This is a genomic window from Baekduia sp. Peel2402, from assembly GCF_052567285.1.
The window spans coordinates 1,268,155-1,288,822 of record NZ_CP199582.1 but is presented as its reverse complement, the minus strand read 5'-3'; the positions used below and the strand labels follow the sequence as shown (position 1 = coordinate 1,288,822).

At 72.4% G+C, this 20,668-nt stretch carries 23 protein-coding genes and 3 tRNA genes; 9 read left to right on the top strand and 17 right to left on the bottom strand.

Annotated features, from left to right (window positions below):
- Nucleotides 1-23: 23 nt before the first annotated feature.
- From ACT01A_RS06370 to ACT01A_RS06355, 4 genes are all read right to left on the bottom strand, one after another.
- Nucleotides 24-1,649: an NHL domain-containing protein gene (locus ACT01A_RS06370; RefSeq protein WP_445151400.1), complete on the bottom strand. Its 1,626-nt coding sequence runs from the start codon at nucleotides 1,647-1,649 to the stop codon at nucleotides 24-26.
- Between the two features lie 102 nt (nucleotides 1,650-1,751).
- The gene (locus ACT01A_RS06365; RefSeq protein ID WP_445151399.1) at nucleotides 1,752-2,489 is read right to left on the bottom strand and encodes a DUF4389 domain-containing protein; all 738 of its coding nucleotides are present in this window, start codon (nucleotides 2,487-2,489) and stop codon (nucleotides 1,752-1,754) included.
- A 42-nt stretch (nucleotides 2,490-2,531) separates the two neighbouring features.
- The gene (locus ACT01A_RS06360) at nucleotides 2,532-4,496 is read right to left on the bottom strand and encodes an acetoacetate--CoA ligase (RefSeq protein WP_445151398.1); all 1,965 of its coding nucleotides are present in this window, start codon (nucleotides 4,494-4,496) and stop codon (nucleotides 2,532-2,534) included.
- A gap of 24 nt (nucleotides 4,497-4,520) precedes the next feature.
- The gene (locus tag ACT01A_RS06355; protein WP_445151397.1) at nucleotides 4,521-5,180 is read right to left on the bottom strand and encodes a hypothetical protein; all 660 of its coding nucleotides are present in this window, start codon (nucleotides 5,178-5,180) and stop codon (nucleotides 4,521-4,523) included.
- Nucleotides 5,181-5,256: 76 nt separating this feature from the next.
- Here ACT01A_RS06355 and ACT01A_RS06350 point away from each other — a divergent pair, with 76 nt between their 5' ends.
- Together ACT01A_RS06350 and ACT01A_RS06345 are read left to right on the top strand one after the other, a co-directional pair.
- Nucleotides 5,257-6,651 carry an amidase gene (locus ACT01A_RS06350; RefSeq protein WP_445151396.1) on the top strand — a complete coding sequence of 465 codons (1,395 nt, stop codon included), beginning with the start codon at nucleotides 5,257-5,259 and terminating at the stop codon, nucleotides 6,649-6,651.
- Nucleotides 6,648-7,421, top strand: coding sequence for an inositol monophosphatase family protein (locus ACT01A_RS06345; RefSeq protein WP_445151395.1), 774 nt, complete (start codon nucleotides 6,648-6,650; stop codon nucleotides 7,419-7,421). Before ACT01A_RS06350 ends, ACT01A_RS06345 begins: the two co-directional genes overlap by 4 nt.
- A 13-nt stretch (nucleotides 7,422-7,434) precedes the next feature.
- On the opposite strand, the gene ACT01A_RS06340 is transcribed toward ACT01A_RS06345, so the two are convergent.
- Genes ACT01A_RS06340 through ACT01A_RS06330 form a run of 3 tightly spaced genes read right to left on the bottom strand, consistent with a single transcriptional unit; the run spans nucleotide 7,435 to nucleotide 9,403 of the window.
- Complete coding sequence (locus ACT01A_RS06340; RefSeq protein ID WP_445151394.1) at nucleotides 7,435-7,836, bottom strand: PPOX class F420-dependent oxidoreductase; 402 nt, start codon at nucleotides 7,834-7,836, stop codon at nucleotides 7,435-7,437.
- Nucleotides 7,833-8,912 carry a hypothetical protein gene (locus tag ACT01A_RS06335; RefSeq protein ID WP_445151393.1) on the bottom strand — a complete coding sequence of 360 codons (1,080 nt, stop codon included), beginning with the start codon at nucleotides 8,910-8,912 and terminating at the stop codon, nucleotides 7,833-7,835. Before ACT01A_RS06335 ends, ACT01A_RS06340 begins: the two co-directional genes overlap by 4 nt.
- Nucleotides 8,909-9,403, bottom strand: coding sequence for an Lrp/AsnC family transcriptional regulator (locus ACT01A_RS06330; protein ID WP_445151392.1), 495 nt, complete (start codon nucleotides 9,401-9,403; stop codon nucleotides 8,909-8,911). The genes ACT01A_RS06335 and ACT01A_RS06330 overlap by 4 nt, the downstream gene beginning before the upstream one ends.
- 106 nt (nucleotides 9,404-9,509) lie before the next feature.
- On the opposite strand from ACT01A_RS06330, the gene ACT01A_RS06325 reads away from it, so the two are divergent.
- Complete coding sequence (locus tag ACT01A_RS06325) at nucleotides 9,510-10,400, top strand: phenylalanine 4-monooxygenase (protein WP_445151391.1); 891 nt, start codon at nucleotides 9,510-9,512, stop codon at nucleotides 10,398-10,400.
- A 17-nt stretch (nucleotides 10,401-10,417) separates the two neighbouring features.
- Here ACT01A_RS06325 and ACT01A_RS06320 read toward each other — a convergent pair.
- A tRNA-Leu gene (locus ACT01A_RS06320) sits at nucleotides 10,418-10,500 on the bottom strand.
- 19 nt (nucleotides 10,501-10,519) lie between these two features.
- On the bottom strand, nucleotides 10,520-10,999 hold the full coding sequence (locus tag ACT01A_RS06315) for a hypothetical protein (protein ID WP_445151390.1): 480 nt from the start codon (nucleotides 10,997-10,999) through the stop codon (nucleotides 10,520-10,522).
- A gap of 63 nt (nucleotides 11,000-11,062) precedes the next feature.
- On the opposite strand from ACT01A_RS06315, the gene ACT01A_RS06310 reads away from it, so the two are divergent.
- A tRNA-Leu gene (locus tag ACT01A_RS06310) sits at nucleotides 11,063-11,144 on the top strand.
- Between the two features lies 1 nt (nucleotide 11,145).
- Here ACT01A_RS06310 and ACT01A_RS06305 read toward each other — a convergent pair.
- Entirely contained in the window at nucleotides 11,146-11,685 is a 540-nt protein-coding gene (locus ACT01A_RS06305) for a GNAT family N-acetyltransferase (protein ID WP_445151389.1), read from the bottom strand.
- Between the two features lie 19 nt (nucleotides 11,686-11,704).
- On the opposite strand from ACT01A_RS06305, the gene ACT01A_RS06300 reads away from it, so the two are divergent.
- Nucleotides 11,705-12,139: a DUF6636 domain-containing protein gene (locus tag ACT01A_RS06300; RefSeq protein WP_445151388.1), complete on the top strand. Its 435-nt coding sequence runs from the start codon at nucleotides 11,705-11,707 to the stop codon at nucleotides 12,137-12,139.
- 2 nt (nucleotides 12,140-12,141) lie between these two features.
- Here the strand turns inward: ACT01A_RS06300 and crcB (ACT01A_RS06295) are convergent, their stop codons facing one another.
- The 3 genes from crcB (ACT01A_RS06295) to ACT01A_RS06285 are packed head-to-tail and all read right to left on the bottom strand — an operon-like array spanning nucleotide 12,142 to nucleotide 13,596.
- On the bottom strand, nucleotides 12,142-12,489 hold the full coding sequence (gene crcB / locus ACT01A_RS06295) for a fluoride efflux transporter CrcB (protein WP_445151387.1): 348 nt from the start codon (nucleotides 12,487-12,489) through the stop codon (nucleotides 12,142-12,144).
- Entirely contained in the window at nucleotides 12,486-12,878 is a 393-nt protein-coding gene (crcB, locus tag ACT01A_RS06290) for a fluoride efflux transporter CrcB (RefSeq protein ID WP_445151386.1), read from the bottom strand. The genes crcB (ACT01A_RS06295) and crcB (ACT01A_RS06290) overlap by 4 nt, the downstream gene beginning before the upstream one ends.
- A gap of 16 nt (nucleotides 12,879-12,894) precedes the next feature.
- On the bottom strand, nucleotides 12,895-13,596 hold the full coding sequence (locus tag ACT01A_RS06285; protein WP_445151385.1) for a sensor histidine kinase: 702 nt from the start codon (nucleotides 13,594-13,596) through the stop codon (nucleotides 12,895-12,897).
- Nucleotides 13,597-13,618: 22 nt separating this feature from the next.
- Here ACT01A_RS06285 and ACT01A_RS06280 point away from each other — a divergent pair, with 22 nt between their 5' ends.
- On the top strand, nucleotides 13,619-14,263 hold the full coding sequence (locus ACT01A_RS06280; protein WP_445151384.1) for a response regulator: 645 nt from the start codon (nucleotides 13,619-13,621) through the stop codon (nucleotides 14,261-14,263).
- A gap of 40 nt (nucleotides 14,264-14,303) precedes the next feature.
- Here the strand turns inward: ACT01A_RS06280 and ACT01A_RS06275 are convergent.
- Nucleotides 14,304-14,374, bottom strand: a tRNA-Trp gene (locus ACT01A_RS06275).
- A gap of 9 nt (nucleotides 14,375-14,383) precedes the next feature.
- Nucleotides 14,384-14,761 carry a hypothetical protein gene (locus ACT01A_RS06270; RefSeq protein WP_445151383.1) on the bottom strand — a complete coding sequence of 126 codons (378 nt, stop codon included), beginning with the start codon at nucleotides 14,759-14,761 and terminating at the stop codon, nucleotides 14,384-14,386.
- 131 nt (nucleotides 14,762-14,892) lie between these two features.
- Here ACT01A_RS06270 and ACT01A_RS06265 point away from each other — a divergent pair, with 131 nt between their 5' ends.
- Nucleotides 14,893-15,981, top strand: a complete 1,089-nt coding sequence (locus tag ACT01A_RS06265; protein WP_445151382.1) for a patatin-like phospholipase family protein — start codon at nucleotides 14,893-14,895, stop codon at nucleotides 15,979-15,981.
- Nucleotides 15,982-16,101: 120 nt separating this feature from the next.
- The gene (locus ACT01A_RS06260; protein WP_445151381.1) at nucleotides 16,102-16,551 is read left to right on the top strand and encodes a hypothetical protein; all 450 of its coding nucleotides are present in this window, start codon (nucleotides 16,102-16,104) and stop codon (nucleotides 16,549-16,551) included.
- Here ACT01A_RS06260 and ACT01A_RS06255 read toward each other — a convergent pair.
- The gene (locus ACT01A_RS06255) at nucleotides 16,496-17,641 is read right to left on the bottom strand and encodes a class E sortase (protein WP_445151380.1); all 1,146 of its coding nucleotides are present in this window, start codon (nucleotides 17,639-17,641) and stop codon (nucleotides 16,496-16,498) included. The two genes, ACT01A_RS06260 and ACT01A_RS06255, sit on opposite strands and share 56 nt — an antisense overlap.
- A gap of 69 nt (nucleotides 17,642-17,710) precedes the next feature.
- Nucleotides 17,711-19,771, bottom strand: a complete 2,061-nt coding sequence (locus ACT01A_RS06250) for an AAA family ATPase (protein ID WP_445151379.1) — start codon at nucleotides 19,769-19,771, stop codon at nucleotides 17,711-17,713.
- Between ACT01A_RS06250 and ACT01A_RS06245 the strand changes: the two genes are divergently transcribed.
- Nucleotides 19,770-20,657 (top strand): SDR family NAD(P)-dependent oxidoreductase, encoded by an 888-nt coding sequence (locus ACT01A_RS06245; RefSeq protein ID WP_445152803.1) that lies wholly within the window; start codon nucleotides 19,770-19,772, stop codon nucleotides 20,655-20,657. The genes ACT01A_RS06250 and ACT01A_RS06245 overlap by 2 nt on opposite strands.
- The last annotated feature ends 11 nt before the right edge of the window (nucleotides 20,658-20,668 follow it).

Genomic DNA, 20,668 nt, shown 5'->3' with positions numbered 1-20,668 from the left:
GGCCCCGAATCGCTCCCCGGGCGCTAGCGCCCCGGGATGACGCGCAGCGCCGCCCGGTCCACCGACTGCGTGGCGCCGTCGGTCGCCGTCAGCGTCACGGCGTAGGTCGCGGCCTTCAGCTTGCCCAGCGCCAGCTGCTTGCGCCCGCCGGTCTTGAAGCTGAGCTTCTTCGCCACGACCGTCTTGGTGCCGAGCTTGACGCGGACGGTCACCGTCGCGGCCGTGGTCAGCACGATCCGCAGCGTCGTCGTGCGCACCGTGCGGCCGGTCAGCTTGCCGGAGGCGAAGGCGATCGCCAGCGGGACGATGCCGTCCTTGCCCGCGGGGCCTGCCGGACCGATCGCGCCGAGCGTGCCGGCCGCGCCGTCCTTGCCGGCCGCGCCGTCGAGGCCGTCGGGCCCGCGCAGGCCGTTCGTCCCGTCGACGCCGTTCAGGCCGTTCGTGCCGTTGGACCCGTTCAGGCCGTTCGTGCCGTTGGACCCGTTCGTGCCGTTGGACCCGTTCGTCCCCGCCGGGCCGGTCGGGCCCGGGATCCGCGCCCGCAGGCGGTTGGTGCCCGAGTCGGCGACCAGCAGCGTGCCATCCGGCACCTCGAGGACGCCGCGCGGCGCGTTCAGCGAGGCCAACGCCGCCGGGCCCGCGTCGCCGCAGAGCAGCGTCGAGGTCGCGCACGCCGTGCCGGAGCCGGCGACCGTCGTGATCGTGCCCGTGCCGGACACGCGCCGGACGCGGTTGGCGCCGGTGTCGGCGATCAGGAAGCCGGTGCCGGTCGCGTCGGCGAGAACCGCCGCCGGCGCGTTGAGGTTCGCCAGGCCCGAGGGGCCGTAGTCACCGCACAGCGAGCCGGCGGTCGCGCACGCGGTGCCGGTGCCGGCGACCGTCGTGATCGTCCCGCCGGTGTCGACCTTGCGGATCCGGTTGCCGGTCGTGTCGGCGATCAGGAAGCCGCCGCCCGCGACCGCGCTGACGTCCTGCGGGCCGCTGATCGTCGCCAGCAGCGCGGGGGAGCCGTCGCCGGTCGAGGAGGCGGTGCCGGTGCCGGCGACCGTGGTGATCGTGCCGCCGCTGACCAAGCGCACCTTGTTGTTGGTGGTGTCGGCGATCAGCACGCCGCCGGTGGCGGTCACGCTGACGCCGGACGGTGCGTTCAGCGACGCGAGCGTCGCCGCGCTGCCGTCACCGGTCGCAGCCGCGATGCCGTTGCCCGCGAAGGAGGTGATCGTGCCGTCGGCGGCGACGAAGCGAATCTTGTTGGAGCCGGTGTCGGCGACGTAGTAGGAGACGCCGTCGAGGGCGACCGCCACGTCGCGCGGGCCGTTGAGCTGGGCCAGCAGCGCCGGGCCGGTGTCGCCCGCGTTGCCGGCGCTGCCCGAGCCGGCGACCGTCGTGATCGTGCCGTCAGTCGCGATCTTGCGGATCTTGTTGTTGGCGGTGTCGGCGATCAGGACCGAGCCGTCAGCCAGGCGCGCGATGCCGCGCGGGCCGTTGAGCTGGGCGCCGGCGGCCGTGGAGCCGTCGCCGATCGCGCCGGCGGTGCCGGTCCCGGCGCGCGTGAGGATGAGGTCCGCGTGGGCCGCGGGCGGCGCGAGCAGCGGAAGCGCGGCGAACCCGGCGACGAGAGCAAGATGACGAAGGCCCAAGAAGAACATGGGCCGGTGGTCGGCCGGTCGGGCCTAGAACACCTGTCCGGTCGTCGACTATGTGGAGGTTCTCGGCCCGAATCGGCCGAGAACCGTCCAGTAGTTGGCGCGTCAGCCGTTCAGCGGATCCCCACCGGTGAACCCGCCGTCACGCGGCGGCGCCGAAGACGGCGGCGGCGCGACGCTCCCACCGGGAGCCTCCGGGGCGGCGGGCGCAGGCGCGGTGACCGGGGCGGGCGGCAGGCCCGAGGCGTTCGACGGCCCGCCGAGCGATCCGCCCTCCGGCGTGGTGAACGACGGCCACGTCTCGGTCAGCAGGCAGTAGTACGGCATGACCCGCTGCTGGTAGCTGAGCCCGAGCACGATCATGTCCTGCAGGCCCTTGGGCTGCTTGCCGGTGATCACGATCACGATCCACGACAGGAACGCGCCGACCTGCGCGACGACGCCCATTGCGTAGGCGATGATGTACGGCGGGATGATCAGAAAGATCCGCAGCAGCGTCTTGATCCGGTCGTACTCGGCCTTGGGCTCCGGCGAGAGCCCGATCCGGACCGGGTAGTTATCCGTGTCGGGGCCGAACGGCGGGTACTCGTCGGTCAGCAGGTAGAAGTAGCCGTACATCGCCGTGGCGTAGCGGTTCAGCCCGGCCACGAACGAGTACAGGCCCTCCGGGTAGCGGCCCGTGAAGACGATCGCAAACCACGCGAGCACGACGGCGAAGAACGCGATGAAGCCCCACACCGACACCACGATGAGGTGCGGGATGATGAGGAGGAACCGGAAGAACGTGGAGAGGCGGCTGCGCTTCTCGACGTAGTCGGCGTCGAAGGTCGGCTGATCGATCACGGCGCTGAGCCTAATCGGCGCGCCGGTCGTCTGCCAGGGCGGCTAACCGTCCTTTGACACCATCGCGACGAAGACGTCCAGCGCGGCCGGGTTGGCCAATGAGTCGCGCGAGGCGGCCTGGTCGACGGGCTGGCCCATCAGGATCCGCTTGACCGGGACCTCCAGGACCTTGCCGGACAGCGTGCGCGGGACTTCGGCGATCGCGCGGATCTCGGATGGCACGTGGCGCGGCGAGCAGTCGGTGCGGATGCGGGTCTTGATGCGCGCGGTGAGCTCGTCGGTGAGCGCTTCGCCCTCGCGCAAGACCACGAACAGCGGCATCCAGCCGTCCACGTCGACGACCAGCGCATCGACCACATCATCTTCGGCGAGCACGGCGCGGTAGATCTCGCTCGTGCCCATCCGGATGCCGCCGCGGTTGATGGTGGAGTCGCTGCGGCCGTAGATGACGGCCGTGCCGCGGTCGGTGATCTCGATCCAGTCGCCGTGGCGCCACACGCCGGGGTAGGTGTCGAAGTAGGACTCGTGGAGGCGCTGGCCGTCCTCGTCGCCCCAGAAGAAGACGGGCATCGACGGCAGCGGCTGGGCGAGGACCAGCTCGCCGACCGCGTTGACGAGGGCATTGCCTTCCGGGTCCCAGGCCTGGACGTCGGCGCCGAGCGCGCGCGCCTGGAGCTCGCCCAGGTAGACGGGGAGCGTGGGGACGCCGCCGACGAAGGCGGAGACGACGTCGGTGCCGCCGCTGGTCGAGAACAGCCACGTGTCGGCCCCGACGTGGTCGTAGATCCACCCGAAGCCCTCCGGCGCCAGCGGCGAGCCGGTCGAGCCGACGGCCTTCAGCGCGCTGAGGTCGCGGCCGCCCCCGCGGGGCTCCGTGCCCTCCTTCATGCACGACGCGATGAAGGAGGCGCTGGTCCCGAAGGTGGTGACCTGCGCCTCGGAGGCGAGGTCCCAGAGGCGGTCGAGTGTCGGCGTGCCCGGGTTGCCGTCGAAGAGGACGATCGAGGCCTCGGTCAGCAACACGCCGACCAGGAAGTTCCACATCATCCAACCGGTGGTGGTGAACCAGAACACGCGGTCGCCGTCCTGGGCGTCCAGGTGCAAGTTCATCAGCTTGAGATGCTCGAGCAGGACGCCGCCCTGGCCGTGGACGATCGGCTTAGGCAGCCCGGTGGTGCCCGAGGAGTAGAGCACCCACAACGGGTGGTCGAAGGGGAGCTGGGCGAACTCCAGCGGCTCCTGCTGGCGGATCAGCTCGCGCCAGGACGTGGTGTTCGCGGGCGCGTCGCTGCCGGAGCCCGAGCCGAGGTAGTCGAGGACGACCGTGTGCTCGAGGCTCGGGATCTCTGACTGGAGCTGGGCGATCGTCTCGCGCCGGTCGAAGTCCTTGCCGCCGTAGCGGTAGCCGTCGACGGCGAGCAGGACCTTCGGCTCGATCTGGGCGAAGCGGTCGACGACGCTGCGCACGCCGAAGTCCGGCGAGCACGAGGACCAGATCGCGCCGATCGAAGCGGTGGCCAGGAACGCCGCGATCGCCTCGGGGATGTTGGGGATGTAGGCGACGACGCGATCGCCGGGCTCGACGCCGAGGAACTTCAGGCCGGTGGCGATGCGCGCGGTGAGGTCGCGCAGCTCGCCCCAGGTCATCCAGTCGAGCTCGCGCAGCTCCGAGGCGTGCTGGAGAGCGAGCGCCGAGTCCGGCTTGCCGCGGAAGAGGTGCTCGGCGTAGGAGAGCGTGGCGCCGGGGAACCACTCGGCGCCGGGCATGTCGGTGCTGCCGAGAGTGGTTCGCGGCGGCGTTGACGCCGTGACCTCGAAGAACTCGTAGACCGAGTGCCAGAAGCCGGCGAGGTCGTCGACCGACCAGCGGTGGAGGGCGTCGTAGCTGTCGGTGACGTCGACGCCGTGCGTCGCCTGGACCCAGCGGGCAAAGCGCGTCAGGGTCGCGGACTCGATCCGCTCCGCGGACGGCGTCCACAGCAGTTTGGGCTCCTCCTCGCTGGGCACGCGAGGGACTCTTTCACACCAGACTCAGGGGTCGACGCGGAGCGTGGCGTGCATGCCGGCTGCTTCGTGCGAGACCGGGGTGGTGAGCGTGCAGTAGAGGTAATACGTGCCACTGCTGAGCGTCAGTGACTTGGAGCTCTGCTGCTGCGGCGCGGCCTCGGGCAGATCGGCGGGAGCGCCACCGCTCGGGCTCGTCCGCACGATCCGCAGGTTGTGCGGGTCCTCGCCCTTGTTGATGAGCTGAACCACGACCGAGCCCGCGGTGAGCGTGGTCCGGGAGAGGAGCATCGTGTAGCCGCTGCGCTCGTCGACGGTGGCGCCGAGCGCCTGCTGCTGGGGCGGCGGGTCGGTGGTCGTCGTCGGCGTCGTGGTGGTCGGCGTGGCGCCGGTCCCGCCCGGCGCGCCGGTGCCCGTGCTTCCCGTTCCGCCGTTCGCGCCGCCGTTGCCGCCTGTCGTCCCGGTCAGCGGCGGCCGCGATGTGGCGAAGGCGCTCGCGGGCACCCACGCGACGCCGCCGGAAAGCTTGACGGCGCGCGCCTTCGCCTTCGCCCGCTTCTTCGCGGACTGCTTCGCCGTAGCGTGCCCCTGCGCGCCACCCGTCGCGGCCACCGCCTGGGCGGTCGCCGCGCCGCCGAGGGCCGCGAGCGCGGCCAGCGCGAGGAGTCTGCGTGCGGACGTGGTCATGCCGTCGCAGTGCATCGGCCCTTTCGCCGCGGTCCTCAACCTTTCGCCGCCGTCGCCCCGATACCGTCCAGGCCACATGGACGCCACCACGCTCGCCCTCGCCGGCGCCGCCGAGCAGGCCCGTCTCATCCGCGCCGGAGAGGTCACCGCGCGCGAGGTGGTCGAGGCGACGCTCGCCCGCATCACCACGTTGAACCCGGTGCTCAACGCCTATCGCGCGGTGCTCGCCGAGCGCGCCCTGCTGGATGCCGACCAGGCTGACGCGCGCCGTGGCGCCGGTGACGACTCGCGCCCGTTGCTCGGCGTGCCGGTGGCGATCAAGGACGACGTCGACGTCGCGGGCGAGGCCACCGCGTGGGGCACCGCCGCGCACGCGGGCCCGGTCGCGCGCGACGCCGAGGTCGTGCAGCGGCTGCGGGCCGCCGGCGCGGTCATCGTCGGCAAGACGCTCGTGCCCGAGCTGACGATGCTGCCCGCGACCGACACCACCACCTTCGGCTCGGCGCGCAACCCCTATGACCTGTCGCGCACGCCGGGCGGCTCGTCCGGCGGCAGCGCGGCGGCGATGGCCGCGGGCCTCTGCGGCGTGGCGCTGGGCTCCGACGGCGCCGGGTCGATCCGCAACCCGAGCGCGTGGACCGGCCTGTTCGGCCTCAAGCCGACGCGCGACCGCGTCCCGGTCGCGCCGCACCACGATGCCTGGCAGGGTCTCTCGGTCAACGGGCCGATGGCGCGGCGCGTCGCCGACGCGGCGCTCTTCCTGGACGCGACGATCGACGGCTCGGCCGGCGCGTTCTCTGCCGCCGCGGCGTCCGCCGACCCGGGCGCGCTGCGGATCGCGGTCAGCACGAAGGCGCCGCCCGGCGCGCTGCCGCGGTTGGGGCGCGAGGAGCGTCAGGCCGTGCGCGACACGGCCGATCTGCTGCGCGGGCTCGGTCACACGGTTCTCGAGCGCGATCCGGACTACGCGGGCGGCCTGTGGGCGGCGATGATCGTGCGGATCGCGCGTGGCATCGCCGATGACGTCACGGCGTCGATGCCGCATCCCGAGCGGCTGGAGCCGCGCACGCGGAGCATCGCGGCGCTTGGGCGCCGGCTGCCCGCGAGCCTCGTCCGCTGGTCGCGGACCTCGGAGGCCGAGCAGACCGCGCGGCTGGCCCGGCTTTGGGACGACGTCGACGTCCTGCTGACGCCCGCGGCCGCCGACGGGCCTTACCGCGCGGGCGTCGTCGGCCGCTGGGGCACCGGCGCCTACCTCCTGCGCGGCTCGGAGCGGCTGACGTGGATGCCCGCGTGGAACATCACCGGCCAGCCGGCCGCCTCGGTGCCCGCGGGCCTGGACGACGACGGCCTACCGGTCGGCGTGCAGCTCGTCGGGCGTTCGGGGGAGGACGCGCGGCTCGTCGCGCTGGCCGCGCAGCTGGAGCAGGCGCGACCGTGGATCGACCGCCGGCCGGGGGCGATCGCATGAGCGCCGGGGCCGCCGTCCCGAACGACGCGCTGCTCGACGTCGCCGTCGAGTGCGCGCGCACCGCGGGCGCGTTGCTGCTGGAGCGCTTCGGCTCTGAGCGCATCCTGGCGACGAAGTCCACCTCGACCGACCTGGTCAGCGCCGCCGACCTCGCCGCCGAGGCCGCGATCCGCGACATCCTCGCCCGCCGCGCGCCCGGCGACGCGATCATGGGGGAGGAGGGCGACGACACGGCGGGCACCACCGGCCGCCGCTGGATCGTCGACCCGCTCGACGGCACCGTGAACTTCTTGTACGGGTTGCCCCAGTGGTGCGTGAGCGTGGCCTGTGAGGGGCTCGTCGGCGTCGTCTTCGACCCGGTCCTCGACGAGCTCTTCACCGCCACCGCCGACGGCCCCGCGTACCTAAACGGCCAGGTCCTGTCGCCGACGCCGCCCGACGACCTCGGCCACGCGCTCGTCGCGACCGGCTTCGGCTACGACGCCGACCGCCGCGCGCTCCAGGCCGACATCGTCCGCCAGATCCTGCCGCTCGCACGGGACATCCGCCGCGGGGGCTCCGCCGCCCTCGACCTCGCCTGGGCCGCCGCCGGCCGTCTAGACGCCTACTACGAGCGCGGCCTCAACCTCTGGGACATCGCCGCCGGCGAGCTCATCTGCGCTCGCGCCGGCCTCGCCGTCCAGCGCCTCGAGCCCACCGCCGACCTCCCTTGGGGCGTCCTCGCCGCCCACTCCAACATCACGCCCGACCTCCACGCGATCGTCGGCTGAGCGGCGCGGCGCGCTAGCCCCGGTGGGTCACGCGCTCGGGGGAGAGCGTGAACTGCACGCGCTGCTCGGCGTCCGAGTGGCCGGGGTAGGTGTCGACGCCCATGTACTTCTTGGCGAGGGCGTCGATGCCGGCGTCGGCGCCGTCATGGGTGTCGCCGACGAGGGCGGCGGTCACGGAGACGAACTCGTAGGGGTTGGAGCCGTTGGCCCAGGAGAGGGTCGCGCGGCCGGCGCGGCGCAGGAGGCGCGGCCAAGCGCGGCCTTCGGCGGAGTTGACGATGATGTTGCCCGCGTCGTCGACGTCGGACCAGATCACGACGCTGAGGATCGAGCCGTCCTCGCGCGGGACGGAGAGGTGGGCGTAGTTCTTGTCGGCGACGATCGCGCGCGCCGGGCCTTCGAGGGTGGCGGTCATTTGGTTGGCAATCTAGCGTGGGCGTAGCGGGCTGCCAGCTTGCGGAAGAGACCGCCGTCCGTGCGCTCGGTCGTCGTGCCGTCCGCGCCGCCGCCGAACAGGAACGCGACCACGCCCGCGTCGCGGTAGGCGTGCCGCCAGCGCGGGTCGGCGCCGAGCAGCCGCTCGACGTGCGTGTCGCGGTAGCGCCCGCGCCTGTTGGGCAGCTTCGTGTTGCCGAGCGGGATCTGCCACATCGCGATCGACAGCCCGGTCGCCCGGTGCATCACGCTCAGCCAGCGGGCGTCGCGGCGGTAGTCCCCGGTCGTCCACTTGCTCCGGCCGCCGTCGCCGTTGACCTTCAGGTCGAAGCCGTCGTCGCGGTCTGACGGGTCGCTGAACACCAGGTCGAAGCGCGTCCCCAGCCCCTTGTAGAACTCCGCGCTGCGCGTCGCGAGCTTGTCGACCGCTGCGAGCGACGGGTTCTGCTGCACCGGGTCGACGCCCGTGCCCCACGTGGACATGTGGTACCCCAACTCGACGCCGGGCGCGACCGCGTCCCGGATCCGGATCAGCGCCTGCGCGAAGCCCGCCGCCGTGTCCGGGAGCCCCGCCAGCCGGGGGTCGCCGGAGGACGCCACTGCCGCCGGCACCTTCGCCGGGTCGGCGTCGCGCTGCTCGACGTAGCCCCACAGGTCGGGCTCGACGTGCAGGATCACGCGTCGGCCGCCGCTCGCGTCACCGGCGCGCTTCAACGCCAACGACAAGTCCGCGTAGTAGTCCTTCATCAACGACGCGTCGTTCAGGTTGGCGAGGTCCTTCTCCGCCTCACCGCGCCCGTCGCCGTCTCCGTTGGACTGCAAGAGCTGGTAGTAGGTCAACACGGTGGTCAACTGGTGGGTACGCGACTCCTTCACGTACTTGGACACAAACGTCCCGTCGGGATTCCACCCGCTCCACCCGTTGCCGGTGTTCACCCCGCCCGCGAGGTACTGGTAGCGCCACGTCGCGTGCGACGCCTTGACGTGCGCGGCCGTCTCCGGCTGGGAGGACAGGCCGAGCGCGAGGGTCGCGGTCAGTGCGGCGGCGGCGATCACGCGCCGGCTCCCGTCGCGCCGCCGCCACCGCCGCCGGCCTCCGCGACGAGCGGCCCCGTCCGGAACCGGATCGGCTGCGACAGCGCGATGTAGCTCGTCGAGCGGCGGATGGCGTTGTTGGACAACAAACGGTTCACGATCTCCTGGAGGTGCTCGGTGTCCTGCGCGACGATGCGGCACAGCAAGTCCGACGGTCCGCTGGTCGCCGTTGCTTCTAGCACCTCGGGCGTCGAGGACAGCACGGCGACCGCCTCCGTCAATCGCCCTTGGGCGATCTGCAGGAACACGAACGCCAGGACGGGATACCCCATCTTCGCCGGGTCGACCTCGGGTCCGTGTCCGCGAATGACCCCGCGTTCCTGGAGTTTGGCCAGCCGCGCTTGCACGGTCCCGCGCGCGACCTCCAGCCGCCGGGCGACCTCCACCAACCCGATCCGCGGCTCCGCGCGGAGGACCTCGATGATGCGGGCGTCAAGCGCGTCGATGGTCATAGCGACCATCAAGTATGCCGATCACCTGGACATGACAGGGCGGAATGACCAGTTCCATTGGTCGTTCTTGTCAGTCGCGTGCGCTGGTGGTCCACTGACGAGCAGGATGTTCGAAGAAGCCCAGCTCTACTCGCCGGTGACGACCGCGGAAGACGGGAGCGTCGAGGTCCACCTCGGCGAAGACCACCCCGGCTTCCACGACGAGGCCTACCGCGCGCGGCGCAACGAGATCGCCGCCGCGGCGCTGCGGTGGACACCGGGCCAGCCCGTTCCGCGCATCGCCTACAACAACGCCGAAGACGGGGTTTGGCGCACGGTCTCCGAGGAGCTTCACGTCAAGCACGAGAAGTACGCCTGCGCGGAGTTCTTGGAGGCCAAGTCCGCGCTGAAACTGCCCGAGGACCGCGTCCCGCAGCTCGACGAGGTCACCCAAGGCCTACAAGAGCTGACCGGCTTCGCCTACCACCCGGCCCCCGGCCTCGTGGCGCTGCGCGAGTTCTACGGGTCACTCGGCGACGGCGTCTTTCACTCGACGCAGTACGTGCGGCATCCATCCGAGCCGCTGTACACGCCCGAGCCGGACGTCATCCACGAGGTCATCGGACACGGCAACCTGCTCGCCTCGCCCCGCTTCGCCGCGCTCAAGCGCGAGGCCGGCCGCGCCGCGCAGCGCGTCCAGACCGACGCCGCGCTCCAGGTGATCGCCGACGTCTTCTGGTTCACCTTGGAGTTCGGCGTCGTCCGCGAACACGGCGAGTTGAAGGCCTACGGCGCCGGCATCCTGTCCTCCTACGGCGAAATCGAGGAGTTCCAGCACATGGAGATCCGCAGCCTCGACCTCACCGAGATGATGACCATCGAGTACGACATCACCAAGTACCAGCCGGTGCTTTACGCCGCCGACTCCCTCGACCACCTAGACGAGCTGGTCGGCGGGTTCTTCACCACGGCCGACGACGACACCCCCGCGCGGCTGGGCATCGCGGCAGCACGCTGACGCGGCCCGAAGGCCAGTACCCGGGGTGGGATTCGAACCCACACGCCCTTGCGAGCGGAGGATTTTGAGTCCTCTGCGTCTACCGTTCCGCCACCCGGGCAGGTGAGGAGAGAAGCAGTTTAGGCGGGCTGGGGTGCGGAGTGCGAGTCGGGCATGCGCTCGACCTCGACGTTCCAGGCCTGATTGAACGCGCGCATCGCGAAGGCGATGAGGAGAATCTGCACCGGGATGATCAGCGCGGTGACGATCGCGAGGACGCCGGAGTCCAGCGCGGGCTGCTCGAAACCGGTGGCGTCGCGGTCCACCCAGCCGGGGATCGCGACGGCCGCGAAGATCACGAGGATGATCGCCAGCGCGGCGGCGATCGGCAGCACGCCGCGGTTCCACTGCGCCACGAAGATCGCGATGACCACGTAGATCAGGATGTAGGCGATCTGGATCGCCTTGGCGCTCTCCAGGACCGACCAGCCGCCGATGGTGACGATCGCCATCAGCACGACGCTGGCGATCAGCAGCACGAGCACCGCGCCCTTGGCGGCCTTGCTGGACGCCTTCGCGCGGTTCGGGTGCTCGATAATGACGTTCGGCTGCTCCTCCATCCCAGCGCGACCTTACAATCCTTCGCGGTCGCGCGCGACGGTTGTCACAATCCGCGTGTTCCAGCGGGCGTGGCGGAATTGGTAGACGCGCAAGGTTTAGGTCCTTGTGACCTTGGTCGTGGGGGTTCGAGTCCCTCCGCCCGCATTCACCGGCCGGATGGCGGCAGCGCCGTGTCCGGGCGATCCAGGCGCTTGAGCATCACGTGCAGGCCGACGTAGCCGTGCGTCGGGTGGTCGAAGGCGCCGGGGACGGTGCCGACGACCTCGAAGCCGAGCGAGCGCCAGAGGGCGACGGCGGCGTGGTTGGTCTCGACGACCGCGTTGAACTGGATGGCGTGGAAGCCGGCGGCGGTCGCCCAGGCGATCACGTCGGTGGCGAGAGCGCGGCCGACGCCTTGGCCGCGGGCGGACTTGTCCACCATGAACGAGGCGGTGGCGATGTGGGCGCCGCGGCCGGGGCGATTGGCGCCCATCGCGGCGGAGCCGAGGATCCTGGACGTGCCGTCGGTGGTCGTCGCGACGGTGGTGCGGGCGTTGCCGTCGAGCCACAGCGCGCGGGCGGCGTCGCCGTCCATCGCCGGGTCGTAGGCGTAGGTCTCGCCCGCCTGGACGATCTCGTCGAAGAACGGCCAGATCGAGGGCCAGTCGGCGGCGGTCGCGTCGCGGATCTCCATGGCGTCCAGCATGCCCGTTAGGGTCGCCGCCGTGCGCAGGACGGTTCTCGTGGCGATGGCGATGATGATGGCCTTGGCGGCGCCGGCCGGCGGTCGCGCGGCGGCGACGGCGGAGACGCTGACCGCGTTCCAGACGCCGTCGAAGCAGATCGCTTGCATGTACTCGCGGGGCGGTGGTCAGCCGAGCGAGCTGCGCTGCGACGTCGCCGACGTGCGCAAGCTGCCCAAGCGGCCGGCGTCGTGTGCGCTGGACTACGGGACGGCCTTCGTCCTGAAGGCGACCGGGCGAGCGACGCGGCTGTGCGCGGGGGACACGGTGCTGGACCCGAAGGCGCCGGTGCTCGCCTACGGCAAGACCAAGCACTACGGCCCGTTCACGTGCACAGCGAAGATGAGCGGGCTGCGCTGCACGACGCGCGCCGGGCACGGCTTCGTGCTCTCGCGCCAGACGCAGAAGCTGTTCTAGCGCTAGCCCGCGAGCGTCCGGCCGAGCCAAGCCGCGGCCACGCCGAGGACCACACTGACCACCACGTTGACGACGGCGTGCGCGCGGGACGTGCGGTGCGTCTCGTACATCCAGGTGCTGAACGTGGTGTAGCCGCCGAGCAAGCCGGTGCCGCAGATCGCCAGCGCCGCGGTCGAGAGGTCGGCGGCGGAGAGCAGGCCGAGCGTGAAGGCGCCGCTGAGGTTCACCGCGAGCGTCCCGAACGTGAAGGCGCGGCCGAGCCGCACGTTGACCGCGTGCGTCGCGAGCGCGCGGGCCACCGCGCCGACGCCGCCGGCCAAGGAGAGCGCAATCCAGGTTGGCGCGCTCATTGAGAATCCGCTCCCGCTCGCGCCCGCGTCCCAACCTCGGCCGCCAGCAGCCCCGCCGCCACGCTTCCCGACACGTACAACAACGCCAGCCCCACGCGCGACGCGTCGAGCATGTGCAACACCTCGACCTGCATCGTCGAGAACGTCGTCAGCGCCCCGCAGAACCCGGTCCCGATTAGCGCGCGCGCAGGGTCCCCAGGCCCGCGCCCGGTCGCGATCCAGCCCAACAACGCGGCGCCGACCACGTTGACCAGGAACGTCGCCCACGGCCAGTGCCCGGCCTCGGGCGGGATCGCCTCGACGACCCCTGCCCGCAGCAGCGTGCCGACGCACCCGCCGCAGAACACGACGGCCAGGACGCGGGCTTCGAGTGCGGGCGCGGACGGCACGGGACCGCGCGTTCTATCAGCCGCTCAGCGTGAACCACGCGCAGGCGCCGCGCGCGCCGTCGGCCCGCGCGGTCACCCAGAGGCGCCCGCCGTGCCGCGCCGCGATCCGCCGCGCGATCGCCAGCCCGGCGCCGGTGCCCGCGTAGTCGTCGCGTCCTTGCAGTCGCCCGAAGATCTCATAGGCCTTCTCGGGCAGGCCTGCGTCGTCCACGCCGACGCCGTCGTCGCGCACGAAGTACGCGCCGTCCGCCCATCCGAGCTCGACCCGCTGCGCGCCGAACTTGTAGGCGTTGTCCAGGAGCTCCTCCAACAACCGCCGCAGCAGCACCGGGTCGGCGTGGGCGGTGGGCAGCGCCTCGCTCGGCACGACCCACTCCACATCGCGCCCCGCGCCGGCCGCGCGCGGCGCCAGCATCGCCTCGACCAGCTCGGACGCCAGCAGCGCCACGTCGACGTCATCGCGGAAGGCGACGGGCGCGCGCACCACGCGGACCACGTCCACCAGGTCGTCCAGCAGCTCTGCCAGCTCGGTCCCCGCGTCGCGCACGAGCGCCAGGTAGCGGCGCGTGTCCTCCGGCAGGTCGTCCCGGACCGCGTCCTCGGCTAGCAGGATCCGCGAGAACCCGTCGATGGCACGCAGCGGCGCACGTAGGTCGTGCGCGAGGGCGGCAGCGACCGCGTCGAGTTCAGCTTCGGGATCAAACGCCATGGACGTCATCGGTGATCTACCGTGGAGCCCCGTGCTGGAAACGCGACGATCGATCGTGGTGGTCGAGGACCACCCGACCGTGCGCGAGGGGATCTGCCTCGTGCTCGAGCGGGAGGGCTTCTCCGTGGTCGGACGCGCGGGGACCGCGGAGGCGGGCCACGACGCCATCATCGCGACCCATCCGAGCGTCGCGCTCGTCGACGTCGACCTGCCCGACGGCAGCGGCGTTGAGCTGGCTCGCCGCCTTTTGCGCCGCGACGGGCGCTTCGGCGTCCTGCTCTACACCGGCATGGACGACCCGGAGGTGCTGGAGGACGCGCTCGCGTCTGGCGCCCGTGGGGTCACGCTGAAGACCAGCACGCCGGACACGATGCTCAACGCGGTCCGCGCGGTGGCGGCGGGCGGGACGTTCGTCGACCCGGGCGTCCGCGACCTGCTGGCCGCCGCGGGCGCGGCGCGCGGCGGTCCGCCGCCCGAGCGCGTCCTGTCCGTGCGCGAGCGCGAGGTGCTGGCGCGCCTGGCCGAGGGCCGCTCGATCGAGGAGATCGCCGAAGAGCTCGTGCTGTCGACCGAGACGATCCGCACCCACGTTCGCAACGCGATGGGCAAGCTCGGGACCCGGACGCGCGCCCACGCGATCGTGGTGGCGCTGCGGCGCGGCGAGCTGGCGCTCTAGAACGCGGAAAGCCCGCGCGGTTGGCGGGCTTTCGGACGAGCGGGGGACCGAGGAATCGAACCTCGAGTTACGGTTTTGGAGACCGTCGTGTTACCACTACACCAGTCCCCCAGCGCGGGCTCATTGTAGGGAGGAGGGCAGTCCGGCGGCACCTCGGACGGTCTGGGCCGCGCGCTCCGCGTCGTCCAGCGTGAGCACGAGCTTGTCCCAGTCGGCCTCGCCGGGCTTGGTCCGCACGACGACCGCGGGCTCGCCCGCGTACACGGCGGCGAACGTCCGGCCCTTGCCGCGCCGGCGGTAGCGGCCGAACCACAGCCGGCGGGGCAGCGAGGTACCGCCGACGCGCCAGCCCAAGTCGACGTCGGCGCCGTCGGAGACGACCTCCACCGACGCGATCGCCGCCAACGGCACGGAGACCTGGCGGGCCAGGGCCATCACCGCTTGGCGGCCCTGCAGCTCGACGACGGCGCGGTCGTCCTGGATGCTCAGCTCGGGCATGTCGGCCGCAGTATGGCCAGTCCGGCTGCGGACCAAACCCGGTCGACGGGCGCTCCGGAAGTCGGGCCGTAGGAACTCCGGGGTTCCGGAAAACGAGTTTCTGCAGGGAAGTTCTAGGAGAAGCCAGCATCATGAAGGTGGGTCTGGTGCTGGGAGCGGGCGGGGTCGTCGGTGCGGCGTGGCTGATCGGCGCGCTCGAAGCGCTTGCGTCGGAGACGGGCTGGGACCCGTCGTCGGCCGATCACGTCGTAGGCACGTCGGCCGGATCGGTCGTCGGTGCGCTGATCGCCGACGGGATCGCGCCGGAGTACCTCGCCGCCTACACCGGAGGCCGCACGCTCGACGAGGTCGAGGACGTCGACGGCCGCGTCGCCCGGCTGGCCGCGCGCGTCGGCGGGCCGGAGAAGCTCGACCAGGTCGCTGAGCGCCTGTCCGGCGACGAGCTCAAGCTCCAGCTCGCGCCGCCGCCGATCGGTCCCGGCTCCTGGCGGTTGGCCATCAACACGCTGCGCCACCCGCGCCGTCACGCGCCGAGCGCGATGCTCGCGGGCTGGTTGCCGCGCGGCTTCGTCTCGACCGCGCCGATCAGCGCGCTGATCGAGACCTTCGTCGTCGGCGAGTGGCCCGACCACCCCAACTACTGGGCGATCGCCGCGGATTACCGGACCGGCGAGCGCGTCGCCTTCGGCCGCGAGGACGCCCCGCGCGCGACGGTCGGTCAGGCGGTCGCCTCGTCCTGTGCGATCCCCGGCTTCTACCACCCGGTCGGCGTCGAAGGACGTCGCTACGTCGACGGCGGCGTCTGCTCGATGTCGAACCTCGACCTGCTTGCCGGCCAGGGTCTCGACCTCGTCATCTGCCTCAACCCGACCTCGTCGATGGCGGAGATCGCAGGCGGGACGCCGGCCGAGCGCGTCGGCGGCCTGGTGCGCGGGATGTCCGGGCGGCGCCTGGGGCGCGAGGCGCGCAAGCTGCGCGACGAGGGCACCGAGCTGCTGATCGTCCAGCCGACTGACGAGGACGTCGCCGGGATGGGCATCAACCTGATGGCCCGCGGCCGGCGCGTCGAGGTCATGGAGCGCGCCCGCCAGACCACGGCGCTGGCGCTGCGCGACCTGCGCGGCACCGGTCAGTTGATGCCCGAGCGCAACCGGCGCGCTCCCGGGCGTCGTGTGCGCCGCGCGGTCCGCGCCGAGCGTGCGGTGCGCCGCGCGGCCTGAACCTTCGGTGAGGTCGGCGCTTTGGCGCTTGATGAGCGGGTATGAGGCGGTCTAGGCTGGTTTTTCGTGCGGCACGCCGGGGAGGCGTGCCCCTGAACGGATTCGAGAGTGCTGCCTTCCATGAAGCGCCTGTCACGCCACACGGTCGTGGTCCTGCTCGTCGCCCTAGGCGTCTGCCTGGGTGGGATGAGCCTGGCCGTCGGCGCCTTCGGCCAGGCCGGGGGCAACCCGGACTCCACGGTCCCGCTCGGCGACTACACGCAGACGACGCCCGCGACGTCGACGCAGCCGCTGTCGAGCTACACCAACACGACGCCGACCGAGACGACGCCCACCGAGACGACGCCGACCGACACCGGCGCGGGCGAGCCGGTCACGACCAACGGCACCAAGCCTGAGACGACGCACGGCAAGCGCGACGTCGCGATCCCGTCGAAGGCGACGCGCTCGGGGCCGACGCACCTGGCGTTCACCGGCGGCGAGCCGATCATCGTCGGCGCGGCCGGTGCGGGGCTCATGCTGGCCGGGCTTGCGCTGCACCGCCGGCGGCGGCAGCACCCCGCGGCGTAGCGGAGACCAGGCGCGCCAGTACGACGATCCGCTGCTTGGCGCTGTAGAGCGGGTGGCAGGCCGTGAGCGCGAGGCGCTGGCGGCCGGCGGCCTTGAGGGTTGAGACGTCGGAGGGCTTGACGATCCGGGTGCCTTCGACTTTGTAGGTGAAGGTCCCGTAGGGCATGGTGACCGTGATGGGATCGCCGCGATCGAGCGCGTCCAGGTGGCGGAACGGCGCGCCATAGGTGGTGCGGTGGCCGGCGATGCCGACGGTGCCGGGCTCGCCGGGCAGGGCGGTGCCGTCGTAGTGGCCGGGGCCCTTGCGCAGAGAGCCGGCGCCCGTGCCGGCGACGATCACGTAGTGGTTGTCGAGGTGCGGGATGCGCAGCTCGCCGATCGGCCGGCCGGCCTTGGCGCTGGCATCGAGGGTGCGGGCGAGGGTGCGCATGCGCTGCTCGGGCGTCGTCGGGCTGGCACTCGCCGTCTTCGGAGCGATGCTCTGCGCGGCGGCGGGCGACGCGTAGGCGGTATCCAACCGCTGGAGGTCGCCTTCGAGCGCGTCCTGCTGGCGCGCGGTCCAGAACGCGGAGACCGGCTCCTGCCAGAGGACGGTCGCCGCGGCGTCGCCGACGGCGAGGGCGCCGGCGGCGAAGAGCAGGGCGGGGAGGCCGGGGCGGCGCGGGCGGAAGCGGTGGCGGCGGGGGACGGGGACGGGGGCGTCTGCGCCCACTCCAACCGGGGTGGGCTCTTCCAGCCGCGCCCGCAGCGCCGCGATCTCGTCCGCAAGGTCCGCCACGCGCGCGGCGATCGCCTCGACGCGCGGATCTGTCGGGACGTCGTCGGTCGCCAGGCGCGGTCCGGGCTCCAGCCACCACTCCGCGGCGTCGTCGATCGCCAGGTGCAGCGGCAGCGCGAAGTCCACCGTGAACCAGCCGCGGACCGGGGGCGTCCCGGGCTCTGGCGCCAGGCGCGCCCAGCGCGCGCCGTCGGGGACGAGCAGCGTCGGGGGCGCGAACGGCCCCGCGCCGCGGGCATGGCCGCTCAGGCGCACGAGCGCGTAGCCCGGCCCCCCGCCCGCCCATTCAGCCTGTGCGACGTCCCACGTCATCGGTGCACCAACTCGGTCGGCCCTCCTGGCCCGCGGTTGAGTGTACGGGCCCGAACGGTTGTCGGCGAGCTACGAGTGCTTGGCGATCAGGTAGTCCGCGACGCGCGCGGACGCGACCTTCAGGCGCCGGAAGTAGGTGGCGCGGCTGACGTGCAGCTCGTCGGCGGCGAGCTCGTGGCTGCCGGCGGGGTCCAGGTAGCCACGGCGCACGATCGCCTGTAGGAGTTGCTCGTCGGGCGAGCTGCCGAACGCGTGGGCGACCGCGTCCTCGACCTCGGAGCGGACCGATGCCGCGCGTTCCTCGGGCGTCGCGCCGCGGGCTAGGGGCGAGGCGGCCAGTTCGACGGGCTGGTGGAGGCTGCGCAGGGCGTCGCGGACCACGTCGAGCGTCACGGGCGAGGGCGAGGGTCCGGCGATCTCGTCGTCGATGCCCGCCGGCGTCAGGGCCGCCGCGTCCGGGCCCAGGCGCACCGGCCCCGGGGCGCCGAGGCCGAGCTCGGCGTAGATCGCCGCGCGCGTCCCGCCGAGGATGCCCTCGTCGGTGTGATCGACCTGATGGCATTGGATCACCTTGTCCCCGAAGTGGATGTCGAGGTGCTCCAGGTGCGTGGCGTTGACGGCGCGCGCGTAGGTCAAGGCCGCTTCGTTGCGCGGATCGATGGGGATGTATGACCATCGCATGTTCCTGAGCCCCGACCGCAGGATCGCCGCGGTGTTGAGGATCGACAGCACGGGCGAGTTCAGGTCGCCCGGGGCGACCAGGTCGATCGAGTCGCGCCAGATCAGCACCTCGTCACCGGCGTGGGCGGCCCGCGCGTGGGTCAGCCATGGACCGAGGCACACGTCGCGCTCGGCGACCGGTGGGGCGTTCTCGGGCGTCACGGCGATCGCGATCCCGCAGAGGAGGTCATGCGCGTCACGCAGCGTGACGACGCGGTCGGGCGCCTCGTCGAGGATCGGCGTGGTGGCCGCCCACCACTCCTCGCCCGACGGCTTCTCGGCCTCGATGAAGCGGTCGCGCGCGTACGCGGCGTCCTCGGGCCGCCACAGGTCGGGGCGGTGCGTCGTCGAGCCGTCGGCCCCGTAGCCCCAGCGGAGGGCGGGGTTCTCGACCAGCTCGGTCATGTCGACGATCGTGCGCGGTCCGGCGCGCAGGCCGCGCACGAAGAGGTGGTCGGCGATGCGGCGGCGCAGCTCGCGGTCGCGCTCGGGGTCGCGGGAGCGCAGATCGGCGCGCATCGCCTGACGGACAATCTCGTGCAGCGCGACGCCACCGGCGACCGGCTCGGCGAACGTCCGCTCGCGCAGCCACGCGTAGGCGGCGGCGGGGTCGACGTCGGGCAAGACGTCGCGCAGCATCCGCTCGTCACACGCGCGCGCGATCGCGGCGATGGCGACGACGTCGAGGTTCCCGCCATCGAGCTCGGTCCGCGCGACGCGGTGCAGGATCGCCTGGACGAGGTTGGGATGCTCGACGATCCGCTCGGGCGCCCAGCCGCCGCCGTCGCGGAGGGCGGCGTCGGCGGCAAGCGCGAGCGCGAGCGGCGACCCGTCCGCCCAGGCGATCAGCTGCTGGGCGAGGTCGCCGTCGGCGAGGCCGTGGGCACGGACGAGGTTGAGCGCGGCGTCGGCGGGCATCGGTTCGAGCTTGAGCTCGACGGCGAGGCGCTCCCAGCCGTTCTCGAACCACGCGGGCTCGGGCGCGGTGCGGCCGGCGAGGACGACGACGGAGCGCGCAGGGAGGGACGGGAGCAGCCTGGCTCGCAGCCACCCGTCGGCGGCGGCCATGCGCTCGTAGGTGTCGAACAGGATCAGCGGCTGGGCGTCGGTGGAGACGTCGCCGAGCGCCGACTCGATCTCACCGGGTACGGGCGCGAGGTCGCGGCCCTCGACCAGTCGCGTAGTCCAGCCCTTGCTCGTGCCGCGGCGCGCGACCTCTCTGAGAAGGGTCGACTTGCCGATCCCGCCCGGGCCGTGGACGAGCACGACCTGCGCCGGAGGGTCATCGGCGAAGAGCGAGTCGAAGAAGGCGAGTTCACGCTCGCGGCCGACGAAGCGCTGCGCGTCCCGGACGGCGAGGCGTTCTGCGAGGGTGCTGGACACGGCGGCGATCGCGCTTAAGCCTGCCATGCCTGTCCACTCAAATGGCCGTGTCCATAGACTTCCCCGCCTAATGGGTGGGTCTTCAGACGTTTTCCGGCCGGGCCTGTTGGATGGCCGCGTGGCTGTGGTAACCGGCGGCGGGACGAATCTGGGGCGGGAAGCGGCGCGTGAGTTGGTGGCGTGCGGGGCCTCGGTGGTGATCGCGGGGCGGCGACCTGAGGTGCTGTCTGCGACGGCCGATTCGCTGGGGCCTTGTTGTACGTGGGTGGCCGGGGACATCCGCGAGGCCGACGACGCGGCGCGCATCGTGGCGTTCGCGGTAGAGCAGCACGGGCGGCTGGACGTGTTGGTCAACAACGCCGGCGGCCAGTACTTCGTGCCGGCCGAAGGAATCGCGGCGAAGGGGTGGAGGGCGGTGATGCGGCTGAACGTGGAGGGGACGATGAACATGATCTCGGCCGCGCTGCCGGCGCTCGCGGAGTCCTCCGGGACCATCATCAACATCACGGTGTCCCCCCACCACGGGATGCCGGCGATGGCGCACACGGGTGCGGCGCGCGCGGCCGTCGAGGCCTTGACGCGAGAGACCGCTTCGCGCTGGGCCTCGTCCGGGATCACGGCCGTCGCCGCCGCGATCGGCCGCTTCGACACCGAGTCGTTGAGGAAGTACCCCGAGCAGGTCTGGCGCGGCGCGGCCGCGACCGTTCCGCTCGGCCGCCTCGGCGAGATGCGCGAATTCGGCTGGCTCATCGCGCTGCTGGCGTCCCCCGTTGGCGCCTCGTTGAGCGGCACCGTCGTGACGTTGGACGGCGCCGTCGACAACTGGTGGGGCCCCTGGCCGCCCACGAGCATCACCGACCCCGGCGGCGCCGTCCCCACCGAGACCCGCCGCGACCCCACTCAACCCCGGTAGACTGCCCTCCC